Here is a 12,317-nt window from a genome sequence, read left to right as displayed (position 1 = left end):
TGCCGGCCGTGTGAACCATGGCCACGAAACCGGTAGGAAATTAACGTCGCTCTTCGAACGGGTCCGCATGACACCCGACTGGGACGGCGTCACGCACGTCACGAAGGTCGATCCGGCCAAATCGTTGCCGGGCGACCTCGACGTCCTCGAGGGAACCGACCTGGTGATCGTCGGCGGCTCGGACGGCGTCACCGCCGGGAACACCCTGGAGACGATCCGGACGGTTGCGGACGCCTTCCCCGACCTCCCGATCTGGCAGGAGCCGTACAACGCCGACCACGTCTCGAGCGAGACCCTCGAGGGGGCGGATCACCTGTCGGTGCCGGCCGTCTACAACGGCGACCGCGAGCACTTCGTCGGCAAGCACGTCGACCTGTTCACCGAGGTCGGCCGCAAGCCGGAGACGGTACTCGGCACGAGCGTCCCGCTGGTCGGCGACCTCATCGCCTCGAAGGGCCGCGAGGCCGTCGCCGAACTCGCCGCGGACCTGATCGGCGAGGGGTACGTCGTTCAGCACCTCGAGTCGGCCGCAGCCGAACGCGCCTGCGTCGAGACCACCTACAGCCCGGACCAGGTCGCGGGCGCGGCGCTCGCGACCGAGTCGTTCTACGGCTTCCCGGTCTTTTACGTCGAGTACTCCGGGACCTACGGCGGGCCGGAGGACGTCGCGGCCGCAGCACCGTACCTCGAGGAGACGGCGCTGCTGTACGGGGGCGGCATCGACAGCCGGGAGAAGGCGACCGAGATACTCGAGGCCGGCGCGGACGCGATCGTCGTCGGCGACTGTTTTCACGACGATCCTGAGACGTTCCGAGAGACGATTCCGGAGTAGGGCAGTGTGGTCACGCGGTGTGACCGCCGCCGGTCCGATAGCCGGTAACCCGCGATCGACGGTCGTCGACGAAAACGGTCGGGAGTCGGATACGAGGCGCTTCCCGTTTCACTCTCCGAGCGCAACATGGCGCGCTCGGCGGTTCGCTCGACGCTCGAGTTTACCCGGCCTCGAACGCGGCCCGCTGCCGCGCGAGATGCCGGGTGCGAGCGATCGGCTTCAGAACGTGTCTTCGATGATTTCGCCGACCGCGAAGTTCGATTTCACTTCGGTGACTTCGATCTTGACGCGTTCGCCGACGTCGGCACCGGGAACGATGATGACGTACCCCCGTTCCACGCGGGCGATCCCGTCGCCCTGCTTGCCGATGTCCTCGATCTCGACGTAGCGCGTTTCGCCGACGTCGACTGGCGGCTGGGGTTCGGAGGGCGCAGTCTCCGGCTGCGTCGAAGACGACCCTTCCCCCTCGGTATCCGCCTCGTCTCGAGAAATGAGCGCGACGCGGTACACTTCGTCCGGATCGATGTCGCCGGTCTCCACCTCTTGCCGTGGCACTTCGATGACGTATCGGTCCTCCTCTGCCGAAACCTCCGTACTGAACAGACACAGGAGTTTTTCAGATATTTCCACAGGTAGACCCTCATCACTTTCTCTACTCCCCCTGCATAATAGAACTACCGACCGAACGGCTTCGCCGAGCACCGCGGACGCCCCGTGTCGCGTCTCTCGCCCCCCGTATCGAGGTCGCTCGAGAGACAGTGTCACGGCGGGCTAGTCGGCCCACTCGCCCGCCCGAGCCGTCACGAACCGCGAGAGATCGACGCCCGCCTCCGTCTCGGTGTCGATCCCGAGCGCGGACGCCGCGTCCGCGTCCGCGTCCGCGTCTCCGTCCTCGAGGTCGTACGGCCGATTGACGACGATGTCGCCCGCCGTCCGATCGCCGACCCCCGGAATCGCGGTGAGTTCGTCCATCGAGGCGGCGTTGATGTCGAGCGGGTACGGGACGCCGGTTACCGAGCGATACCCGTGATCGACGACCGCGACGTCGATCGTCCGCCCGAGTTCGCGTTCGCCCGGAATCCCGACGAGCAGCGGATAGGTTCCGAGCTGGCGGCCGAACGTCTTCCCGTCCTGATGGTACTCGAGGTGGACGTCCGGCAGGACGGTCCCCGGCGGGGCGACCCGCTCGAGCATCGGGTTGTCGATCTCCTCGCGGACCCGGCTCTTGTAGCTCTTGAACAGTTTCTTGTGCTCCTTCGCGATCTCGGCACCCGTATCGGACATGTCGGTGCCGTCGAACGACATCACCTGCCGGATGTTGACTCGTCGCAGCATGTACCCCTCGTCGTAGACCCGCTGCAGAAAGTCCATGTTGCGCTCGTAGGTCTCCTCGCGCTCGCCCTTGAGCCCGTGCAGGAGGTTGATCCCGGGCAGTAGTTTCGGAAGCCGACGCGGTGCGTCGTCGCCGAAGGTGGGACCGTCACCGGGATCCTCGCCGGGTCTCCACCCCGCCTCCTCGTTGACGATCTTGACCGCCTCGAAACACTCCTCGGCGGTGACGTTCAGGTTGTTCTCCTCCTGGACGACGGGATCGGCGGACTCGAGCCCGAACGCGGCCGTGTCGCCGGGCGTGTTGTGCTCGGCGATGATCCGGATCCCCTCGCGGCTCTTTTCGGGCCACTCGACGATCGTGATGGGGTTCATGTTGTCCAGGTGGAGCGTCTCGAGGTCGGGGGCCACCTCGCGGATGCCGCTGTACAACTGTCGCAGCGCGTCGGGGTTGGGGGCTTCGCCGTCGCCGCCGTACGCGAGGATGTCGGCCTGGCGACCCAGCCGGAAGTGACGAACGCCGTGGTCCGAGAGCGCGTCGACCTCGCCGACGACCGTCGGTGCCGGTCGGAACTCGGGATTGCCGTACAGCGGCTCCGTACAGAACGAACACCGGTAGGCACAGCCCCGAGAGGTCTCGAGTTCGGCGATGAGGTAGTCGGGGTGGTTGGGGTGTTGCTCGACGATGAACGCACCCTCTCGTGCCCACCGCGAGACCTCGTCGACGTCGCGCATCCGGTTGTTGAACCCCTCGAGGCCGCTCTCGACGAGGTCGTGGACGGCTGCTTCGACGTCGCCTTTCGCGACGAAATCGAAGTCCAGGTCCTGCCGTTCGGTTTCCGTGGCGCCCGCGTTCTCGTCGCCGACGCCGAACTTGACGGGGCCACCCATCAGGCTCGTCCCGTTGGCGGTCCAGGCGAGTTTGCGGACCTCGTCGGGTTCGGCGGGCGTGCCGCCGACGTACTTCCCGGGGACGGTCATCCCGCCCAGATAGATCATGAGGTCGGCCTCGTCGACGTCGCGCCAGCGGTCGGGTTCGTCCCTGAGGCCGTCGATCGTGTGGTACGTAATTCGCTCTCGCGGGACGCCCGCGTCGACGAGCGCGCCCGCGGTGTAGCGCGGATACGTCGAAACGTACGGCGGCACCCCGAAGTGTGCGGGCTCGTCGACGTAGCCGTCGACGATGGTCACGGAGAGCCGTTCGGGGTCGGTCATAGGGGCCGATAGCGCCTCGAGTGATAAAACGGTGACTACACGGGGCGTCTCGAACGACTGCGAACGACCCGAAAAACTCGGGCGCGCTCGAGTAGATTTAAGGATCCGATCGTTCAACGTAAACGGACGTACCGATCGCGCGGACGCCGCCGATAGTGTCCCGTTCGGGCCGTGATCGAACCCACTCGAGATCATGAGCGGACGTACCGGTCGAGGACGGCTCGTCTGTGCGATTGCCCTCCTCGTGCTTTCGAGCACGCTCGTTGCGGGGACGGCTGGGGCGAGTGCCTACTCCGGGCTGGGTTCCACGGGCGAGTTCGTCGCGGTGTCGTCGCCGGAGGTCGTTCCGGTTCTCGAGGGCCAAAGCGGAGTCGAATACGATGTGGACGATTCGGATGATCCGGACGATCCCGACGATCCGGACGATTCGGATGATCCGGACGACTCCGACAACCCGGATGATCCGGACGATTCCGACGACCCGGACGATGCCGACGACTCGGATGATTCGGACGATGCCGACAACCCGGACGACTCGGATAACCCGGACGACTCCGACGACCCGGATGATCCCGACGACCCCGAGGATGCCGATGACCCAGACGACTCCGATGATCCGGCCGATTCCGATAATTCAGACGACTCCAACAATCCCGATAATTTCGATGATCCCGACGACTCGGATGCTCCGAACGACTCCGACCGCCCCGATGATCCGGACGACCCGGACGCCCCCGACGACCCCGACGACTCCCGTGACGTCGATACCGGGACCGACAGCGACCGGCCGGACTCGCAAGCGAACGCGAGCACCGCGGCCGATGACACCGACGATACCGTCGACGTCGCCACGCGGGACTCGAGCGGCTCCGCCACGGCCGGGACCCTCCTCGGACTCACGACGGCGACCATCCTCACCGCAGTCGGCGGCGCCTCGACGTCCGGAAGCACCGCTGTATTGACCCTCCACAACCCGATCCTCCGCCGGTCGGTGGTCCGAACCGGGACGGTCTACGCCCGGGGGATCGAGTTCGCCCTCGAGCGACCCAGAGAACTGCCGCTCGCGCTGCTTCGGTACAGCCGGTTCGACGACTCCGATCCGCTCGAGCACGACGCGCGCCGCGACCTCTACCGGGCGATCACGAACGCGCCGGGCGTCCATCTCTCGGAACTCGAGTCGGCGACCGAGGCGTCGCTGTCGACGATCCGACACCACCTCCGAATCCTCGAGGAGGAGCGGCTGGTGACCTCGGAGAAGATCCGCGGGAAGCGCCGGTACTATCCCGTCGATACGACCGCGGACGTCGACGTCGAACTCCGAACGGCTCTGGCCGACAGGTCCACGCGGCGGCTCCTCGAAACGCTCGCGGCCCGCGGCGGGATGCAGACGTGCGCGCTCGCGGAGGCGCTCGAACTGGACCCGAGCACGGTCTCGCACCACCTCTCGTCGCTGGAGGAGGACGGGCTCGTCGTCCGGGAGCGCGACGGACCGGCGATCGTCAATCGGGTCGCGCCCGAGGTCGAACCCGCACTCGAGCGGGCGGAGCCGGCCGACTGACCGTCAGCAGGCTCGCCCGGTTGGCCAGTACGCGGTTCGATTCACAGTCGGGTTACGGTCGTTCCTCTCCCCGCTGCTCCCGTTTTCGTCTTCGTTCTCGTTCTCGTCCTCATCCTCGTCCTCGTTCCCGCCCTCCCTGTGAATCCTGCCCCCCATCGTCCGCCCGGCCGTCGCCGCTCGAGCCGACACGGAACGGCTCCGCCGATCCGTTCGCCGCCCGCGGATCGAAGACGAGTTCGCCGTCGCCGTAGACGGTCAGCGAGAACCGGCGGAATCCGATCCGGACGCCGCCGGATCGCCGGCAGTCGCCGGACGTCGGTTCGAACAGGGCGTCGAGTGCCTCCGGATCGACGGCGTCGAACAGGCGCTCGTCGTCGGCGAACTCGAGTTCGGGGACCGCTCGAACGACGGCGACGATACAGGTCGATATCGGCCGTGGATCCGACCAGTCACACTGAACGTGGATGGTCCCGGTCTTTGCGTTCCGGCGGATGGTCGGCTCGAACGCACTATCGTCGGTCATGTATCCGCTCGGTCGACGATCGGATTGAAAGCGGTATGGACAAACGCGTCCAAACGGGACCGGTTCCTCGAGGATGGTCCGGGAGCCGAATGTTGATTAGTTCGGCACCCGGAGTAACGACCGAAATGCCACCGACGGAAGAGATCGTTTGTACCGCGGAGGACTGTTTTCTCGACCTGTTCGAGAACCACTACACGTACGACGTACCCGAGGAGTTCGACGTCTCGGAGCTCTCGTGTCCGGTCTGTGGCGGCACGGACTGTCTCGAACCGGTCGAGCTTTGAGCGACCGAGCGCTCCGGGGTGATCGTTGCCGAGGAGGGGACGCCTGCCGGCCGACGCGCCTGGCGACCTCGTGTATCAAAATCAATAATAGCGTGGTCGTCATAGGTTCCGGTCCGGCCATGTCTTACGCGTACTGCCAGATCCAGGCGTCCGCTTCCGGTCGTCGAGTCGGGCCGGTCGCAGGTTCGGACGGGCGTTCCGTCCCGACCGCGTCCGCATCCGCGGCTTCGTCCCCCCTCTCGCCCTCCCTCCGATCGTCCCGAACCCCGGCGAGCGCGCCCCGCGCCGCCGGAGGTGACCGGGAGTGAGCCCCCGCGACTTCGTCGAATCCGTCGGCCGCTTCCTCTACCGACAGGTCGGGCGCGCGAACGGGCGCGCCCAGAGCTACCGGTCGCTCCCCGTCGACGTGCTCGAGGACGATACGTCCTATCTCGTGGTCTTCGACGCACCCGGGGCCGAACCGGACGACGTCCAGGTGCGGTACCTCGGCGGCAACGTCAGGATCAGGATCGAACGGTTCCGCCAGTATCGCGAACGCTTCGAGATGCGGTTCCCCGGCCGTGGAATGGAACTGGGCGGTGAAGCCGAGTTGCCGCCCGACGCGATCGTTGACCCCGACGCGGGCACCGCCACGCTCACGGAGACGGGTACACTGAGCGTCGAGATTCCGAAGGATACGTCGGGTTCGCCCTCGGCTACGGACGACGATACGATCGAGGAGACGGACGACTCGAGTGCCGAGACGAAAGCGAACGCAAATCCGAATCCGAACCCGAATCCCAACCCCGACGCCGACGACTGACCCGTCTCCGTCACTCCCCGTCGATACGCATCCCTTCTTCCACTGCGAACTCCTCGTCCCCGTCGAACCGCGTCGGATCGAAGGCGTCGATTCCCTCGCCGCCGACGATCTCGGTCGCGATCCGCTCGCCGATCGCCGGCGCGCGCATGAAGCCGTGGCCCTGGAACCCTGTCGCGACGTAGATCCCGTCCCGGAGTTCGCCGACCAGCGGATCGCGGTCAGGCGTCGCCGTACAGAGCCCGGCCCAGGCTCGCTCGAGGTCGTCCGGTCCGAGTTCGACGTCCAGCCGGCCGGAAACGCGCTCGAGGAGGTCCGCGGCGAACCCGTCGTTTGCGTCCCGGTCGTAGTCGTCCGGGTCGGCCTCGCGCTCCTCGGTGCCGTCGCCGGCAAGGAGCCCGTCGGGGTGCGGACGGACGTAGAATCCCTCGCTTGCGTCGTACCAGGTCGGCTCCTCGAGGTCGCAGTCGGCGACCAGCGCCTGGACGCGATAGGGTTTCATCGCGATCGGCACGCCGGCGTCGGCGAGCACTGTCTTCGTTCGCGCGCCCGCCGCAACGAGGACGGCGTCGACCTCGCGTTCCGTGCCATCGGGTTCGACGACCCGTGCGGGGTCGGTTCGGACCTCGACCGCCGTCTCCGGCGCGAGCGTCGCGCCCGCGCCGTCCGCCGCGGCTGCGAGACAGGCCGTGTAGCGGGCGGGGTCGGTGTAGCCGGCCGCGCCCGCGATGCCGGCGACCGCGACGTCGTCCGTCCACAGTGCCGGGAACCGGTCGGCCAGCGCGTCGCCGTCCATCTCGAGGGCGACGACTCCGTGGTCCTGCATCCGGCTCACCTGTCGGCGGATCGCCTCGGCCCGTTGCTCGTCGCCCTCGCGGGCGAGCCAGACGTAGGGACACTCGACGAACTGGAAGGTGTCGTCGCCGGAGAGCCGCCGGAAGCGTTCGATGGCGTCGCCCGCGATCTCGGCGTCCAGCGGGTCCGCGTAGGCGTCGTAGCAGATTCCCGCGGCGCGGCCGCTCGCGCCGCTTGCGATCCCCTCGCGGTCGTAGAGGGTGACGTCCGCGCCGGCCCGGGCCAGGTCGTAGGCCGCGGTCGCGCCGACGGCTCCCGCGCCGACGACGGCGACCTCCATGCCCGCGCCCTCGTCGACGAAGGCGTCCGCGCCGACGGCGAGTTCGGGGTCCGAGTCGCCGTCGGGGTCGATCCCCTCGCTCATTTGTGGGCCCGCGGCCAGCAGTCCTCGAGCGGTCGCTCGGCGAGCCAGTCAAGCAGCGTCACCAGCCGATCACAGCCGGTTTCGAACAGCTGGCGGCCCTTCTCGGGGTCGGCCTGGGTCGGCCGGCCGACCGCGCCGCTCTCGGAGAAGTCGATCGTGTCGAACCCGGTGGGCGCGCCCTGGACCGTCTCGCCCCAGTCCTCGCTGGCTCCTTCTTCGGCGGCCTCGAGTTCGTCGGGGACGACGAGGTCCTCGCGGAGGTGCCACAGCAGGCTCGACTCCATCGCGTCGGCGTGGCCGCCCTCCTCGTCGAACAGGTCGTCGGCGAGGTCGTCGACGGCGTCCCACCAGTTCCACGGCGGGGCGAACGCGGTGTGGTCGTCCCGGAGTCGGCGGGCCGCCCGCCGCAGTGCCGCGCCGTTTCCTCCGTGGCCGTTGACGACGACGGCCTTCTCGAGGCCGTGTTCGGCGAGGCTCGAGAGCGTCTCCGCGACGTATCGCTCGAACGTCTCCTCGGAGACGTACAGCGTGCCGTCGAACTGGCGGTGGTGGACGCTGACCCCGACCGGCACGGTCGGGAGAGCAACGGCGGTAGCGCCGTCGTCCGAGTCGTTCGTTCGCTCGACGGCCGTCCGGGCGAACGCCCGGGCGGCCATGTGGTCCATCCCGAGCGGGAGCGCCGGCCCGTGCTGTTCGGTGCTTCCCGTCGGGAGTACAGCGACGTCGGCCGCCTCGAGGGCGTCGGCGGCCGCGGTCGTCGTTCGTTCGGCGAGCAGCGTCATACCTGCCCGTGGTTCCCGGAGTAGCTTATAATCTCGGGAAGGGGCGGCTGAAGAAAACTGAAGGGGACGGCGCGTTACTCGCGGAAGCGCTCGAGTCCCCGCGCGGGGTAGCCGACGACGGTCGTCGCGCCGGCCTCGCGGAGCGCCTCCGTCCGTGCGCGAACGTCGTCTTCGGTCCCGACGAGCGCGTAGTCCTCGGCCGCTGCAAGCAGGACCTCGCGGGTGCGGCCGGTCGCGCTCGCGTCCGCGTCGGGGTCGTCGTCGGGCAGGGCCGAGGCGACGGGCCGTCGGCGCGCGACGTAGTCGCCGACCGCCTCGAGGATCGCGTCCTCGTCGTCGGAGAGGACCGTCGGCGCGTAGACGGCGATCTCGCCCTCGAACCCCGCGGCCCGCAACGCCCGGAGTTCCCGTTCGGTCGAGCGCGAGAGCAGGTCGTACTGGGTCGCGCCCGTCGCCATCGCGATCCGTTCGACGCTCTCGGTGCCCACCCAGGCCTCGGGTGCAGTCTCGAGCGCCGCGCCGAGACGGGGCGCGACGGCCCGCCCTCGTTCCTCGTCGGAGAGGTACGCGGGGTGACCCGCGACGACGACGCGGCCGACCGATTCGGGCAGGTCCGCAAGCAGCGAGTCGTCGCCGAGGGGGTCGTAGCCGTCGGCGCGGACGGGGGTCGTGACACGGACCTCGGCGTCGTCGGCCAGCGCCTCGAGCGTTCCCGGGTCGGGAACGTGCTCGCGGCCCTCGTAGTCGATGGCGAAGGCGTCGGCCGGGATCGACGTCGCGGCAGTGACGTCACACTCGGTCGGTTTCAGCGCGATCGCGTCGAGGCCAGTACGGGCTACGGTACTCGTCGTTAGCATCTACGATCACCTCGCAGGACAAAGGAGAGACGGTTACAGTCGGTGCGGAACTCGATCCATCGTCTGTGCGACCATAGGCGTGCTGGGCGGCGCGAGTCCAAAAGCCTGACGCTCCATCGAGTTTTTGCACCCGCCCAGTTCGCGCTACTCGAGGGCGTCGGCGTCCCCCTCGGTGCCGCCCGGCCGGTCGATCCGCTCGGGCGCTTCGAACTCCGTCGCCAGTTCGAGCAACTGGACCAGAATGCGGCCGGTCGCGCCCCAGACGGTGTAGCCGTCGACGTGGAAGTAGTGGATGACGATGTCGCCGTAGTAGGGGTGGTCCCTGCGCTCGTACTCGTAGTTCTCGGGATCGAGCAGCCCCGATAGCGGGAGCAGGACGATCTCGGCGACCTCGTCGTCGTCGCGCTCGTACTCCCGGTCGGGCACCCGGCCGACGAACGGCGTGACGGCGTACTCGGTCACGGTCCGGATGTCGTCCAGGCGGCCGACGACCTCGGCTTCGTCGGGTTCCAGGCCGATCTCCTCGTTTGCCTCCCGCAGCGCCGTCTCGAGGATCGAATCGTCCTCGGGTTCGGCGCCACCCCCGGGGAAGCTCATCTGGCCCGGGTGTTCCCCGAGGTGGTCCGCCCGCCGGGTAAACAGCAGGTAGTCCTCGCCGTCGCGTTCGACGATCGGCGCCAGCACCGCGGCGTCGTACTTCTGGTCGTCGATCGCTTCGGGTTCGTGTGCCGCGACCGGCTCGAGGGTGAGCGTCCGCCGAGCCATGCGTTACTCGAGCGCCTCCTCGAGTCGTCGCCGTTCGTCGGTCAACTCGATCGGGGCCCAGGACTCGACGTCGTAGCTCACGTCGAGCAGTTCCCGGAGGCGGTCCTCGTCCCCGTCGTCGATCGCCGCCTCGAGGTCCGACCGGAACCGTTCGCGAACCGCCTCGCCGAGCGCCTCGCGGTCCGGGCGGCGACGCTCGATATCGAGGATGTGGGGGACGTCCTCCGCGTACTTCGGTACCGACGGGAACGCGGTTGGGCCGGCGACCAGCAGGGGGTCGTCCGGGTCGGCTTCCCGGTACCGGACGAGCGCGAACGCCTCGATTGCCGCCTCGATCGCCGTCTCGACCGCCGCCTCCTCGATCGACTGTCCGTCGGCGCGGAAGGCCGCCTCCGAGAGCGCCCGCTCGAGTTCGGCGCGGGTCAATCCGCCGAACAGGTCGACGATACCGGCCAGTTCGTCGGCGGTCGCGTCCATAGCGCCGTCAACGCTCGCCTGAAAGATTAATCAACCGGAATCCCACCCGGCGCCGGCGTCCCCGCGGGCCCCAGCGTCGGTCGCGAGGGCTGTGACCTCCCGGTCGAAGCTTCGAACCCACTCGCCGACGTCGTGTCGGCGGACGGACTCCCACAGGGACTCGAGGCGTTCTTGGGCCTCGTCGGGATCGTCTGCCTCGTCTGCCTCGTCGGCCTCGTCGCCCTCGTCGATCTCGAGCGAGAGCGCGCGGTCGATCGCCGCCGCCGTCCCGGCCACGTCGTAGGGGTTGATCTCGATCGCGCCCTCGAGGATCTCGCTCGCGCCGGCGAGTTCGCTCAGGACCAGCGTCCCGGTCCCGCCCGCGTTCGCGGCGACGTACTCCATCGCGACGAGGTTCAGCCCGTCCCGCCGCGAGGAGACGACGAGCGCGTCGGCCGCCCGGTAGAGCGCCAGCAGGCGCTCCCAGTCGACGGCGGCGTCGACGTGGCGAACCGGCGTCCAGTCGTCGGTCCCGAACCGGTCGTTGATCGCCGCGACCTGCTCGCGGACGCGCCGTTGGTACCGCCGGTACTCCGGGATTCGCTCCCGCGTCGGGCCCGCTACCATCAGGTGTGTGACCGATTCCCGCCACCGGGGTTCGGTCTCGAGGAGGTGTTCGAACGCCCGCAACCGCTCGCGGATCCCCTTCGCGTAGTCCAGTCGCTCGACGCCCAGCAGGAGCGAACGGGCGGGATCGAGATCGTAGGCCTCGAAGACGGACGACGGCTCCTCGATCGGCTCCGCCCGCCGGACGCTCGAGACGTCGATCCCGATCGGCCGGGCGTAGACGCGGGTTCGCTCCGTTTCGGACGAACCGGAGCCCTCGAAGCGGACGATCCCCGCCTCCCGGTCGACCGACGCACCCGGAAGCAGCCGATCGACCGTCTCGAGGAAGTTCCGTCGGTACGCCGGGAGGTGAAAGCCCAGCAGGTCGTTCCCGAGCAGCCCCTCGAGGAGCTCGCGGGCGTGAGGCGAGACGCGGACGGCGTCGGGCGAGGGCCAGGGGACGTGCCAGAACTGGGCGATCGTCGCCGCGTCGGGCAGCCCCGAGCGGGATCGAAGCCGGTCGGGAAGCAGGGCGAAGTGGTAGTCCTGGATCCAGACGATCGGGGCGGCTCCCCCCTCATCGACGTCCCCCTCGACGCTCCCGACGACCGCGTCCGCGAACCGCTCGTTCGCCCGTTCGTAGGCCGGCCAGTGGGACGGTTCCGAGCGGATCCGGCCCAGATCGCCGTGACAGAGGGGCCAGAGCGTCGAGTTGCTGTAGCCGTAGTAGTAGTCCTCGACCGTCGACTCCGCGAGGAAGACGCGCTCGAGGTCGTAGGCTGGCTCGGCCGGCGGCACCCGCACGGTCCCGTCGTCGGCGACGGCCGCGTCGGCGTCGCCGCTTCCCCACGCGACCCAGGTGCCGCCGAGCCGTCGCAGGACGGGATCGAGAGCCGTCGTGAGCCCGCCCGCCGAGCGTTCGACCGCGATCCCGTCGCCGGTTCTCGAGTGGACGTACGGCTCGCGGTTCGAGACGACGACGAGGTCGCGCTCCCGCAGCGGCGACGACGCCGACAGCGTCCAGGCCGGGCGGGACGATGGGGACTCGGGCACTGGCTACGGCTGAGGAGTCGCGAGTAATCATCCTTTCGT

At 68.7% G+C, this 12,317-nt stretch carries 13 protein-coding genes; 4 read left to right on the top strand and 9 right to left on the bottom strand.

Annotated features, from left to right (window positions below; genetic code table 11):
- Positions 1-67 precede the first annotated feature (67 nt).
- Positions 68-832, top strand: coding sequence for a geranylgeranylglyceryl/heptaprenylglyceryl phosphate synthase (locus BM113_RS02665; RefSeq protein ID WP_089785091.1), 765 nt, complete (start codon positions 68-70; stop codon positions 830-832).
- A 219-nt stretch (positions 833-1,051) separates the two neighbouring features.
- Here the strand turns inward: BM113_RS02665 and BM113_RS02660 are convergent, their stop codons facing one another.
- Positions 1,052-1,462, bottom strand: a complete 411-nt coding sequence (locus BM113_RS02660) for a TRAM domain-containing protein (protein ID WP_089785089.1) — start codon at positions 1,460-1,462, stop codon at positions 1,052-1,054.
- Positions 1,463-1,603: 141 nt separating this feature from the next.
- A complete protein-coding gene (locus tag BM113_RS02655; RefSeq protein WP_089785087.1) occupies positions 1,604-3,376 on the bottom strand; it encodes a radical SAM protein in 1,773 nt (590 codons plus the stop codon).
- A gap of 193 nt (positions 3,377-3,569) precedes the next feature.
- Between BM113_RS02655 and BM113_RS02650 the strand changes: the two genes are divergently transcribed.
- Complete coding sequence (locus BM113_RS02650; protein ID WP_089785085.1) at positions 3,570-4,934, top strand: winged helix-turn-helix transcriptional regulator; 1,365 nt, start codon at positions 3,570-3,572, stop codon at positions 4,932-4,934.
- 109 nt (positions 4,935-5,043) lie between these two features.
- On the opposite strand, the gene BM113_RS02645 is transcribed toward BM113_RS02650, so the two are convergent.
- Positions 5,044-5,457: a HalOD1 output domain-containing protein gene (locus tag BM113_RS02645; protein ID WP_089785083.1), complete on the bottom strand. Its 414-nt coding sequence runs from the start codon at positions 5,455-5,457 to the stop codon at positions 5,044-5,046.
- A gap of 125 nt (positions 5,458-5,582) precedes the next feature.
- On the opposite strand from BM113_RS02645, the gene BM113_RS22175 reads away from it, so the two are divergent.
- Together BM113_RS22175 and BM113_RS02640 are read left to right on the top strand one after the other, a co-directional pair.
- On the top strand, positions 5,583-5,741 hold the full coding sequence (locus tag BM113_RS22175; protein ID WP_007143794.1) for a DUF7559 family protein: 159 nt from the start codon (positions 5,583-5,585) through the stop codon (positions 5,739-5,741).
- 304 nt (positions 5,742-6,045) lie between these two features.
- Entirely contained in the window at positions 6,046-6,543 is a 498-nt protein-coding gene (locus tag BM113_RS02640; RefSeq protein WP_089785081.1) for an Hsp20/alpha crystallin family protein, read from the top strand.
- 10 nt (positions 6,544-6,553) lie between these two features.
- Here BM113_RS02640 and BM113_RS02635 read toward each other — a convergent pair whose 3' ends face one another.
- The 6 genes from BM113_RS02635 to BM113_RS02610 form a co-directional block, all read right to left on the bottom strand.
- The gene (locus BM113_RS02635) at positions 6,554-7,759 is read right to left on the bottom strand and encodes an NAD(P)/FAD-dependent oxidoreductase (RefSeq protein ID WP_089785080.1); all 1,206 of its coding nucleotides are present in this window, start codon (positions 7,757-7,759) and stop codon (positions 6,554-6,556) included.
- Positions 7,756-8,541, bottom strand: coding sequence for a creatininase family protein (locus BM113_RS02630; protein ID WP_089785079.1), 786 nt, complete (start codon positions 8,539-8,541; stop codon positions 7,756-7,758). Before BM113_RS02630 ends, BM113_RS02635 begins: the two co-directional genes overlap by 4 nt.
- A 74-nt stretch (positions 8,542-8,615) precedes the next feature.
- Entirely contained in the window at positions 8,616-9,398 is a 783-nt protein-coding gene (locus BM113_RS02625; protein WP_089785077.1) for a DUF7388 family protein, read from the bottom strand.
- Between the two features lie 144 nt (positions 9,399-9,542).
- On the bottom strand, positions 9,543-10,163 hold the full coding sequence (locus tag BM113_RS02620; RefSeq protein ID WP_089785076.1) for an NUDIX hydrolase: 621 nt from the start codon (positions 10,161-10,163) through the stop codon (positions 9,543-9,545).
- Positions 10,164-10,166: 3 nt separating this feature from the next.
- Positions 10,167-10,640 carry a DUF7109 family protein gene (locus BM113_RS02615; protein ID WP_089785073.1) on the bottom strand — a complete coding sequence of 158 codons (474 nt, stop codon included), beginning with the start codon at positions 10,638-10,640 and terminating at the stop codon, positions 10,167-10,169.
- Positions 10,641-10,670: 30 nt separating this feature from the next.
- Positions 10,671-12,278, bottom strand: a complete 1,608-nt coding sequence (locus tag BM113_RS02610; RefSeq protein WP_089785072.1) for an alpha,alpha-trehalose-phosphate synthase (UDP-forming) — start codon at positions 12,276-12,278, stop codon at positions 10,671-10,673.
- Positions 12,279-12,317: the final 39 nt, after the last annotated feature.

It is taken from the genome of Natronobacterium haloterrestre, assembly GCF_900112205.1.
Classification (GTDB): Archaea; Halobacteriota; Halobacteria; order Halobacteriales; family Natrialbaceae; genus Natronobacterium; species Natronobacterium haloterrestre.
Note: the sequence above shows the minus strand (reverse complement) of the source record. Positions and strands in the feature narration are given on the sequence as shown.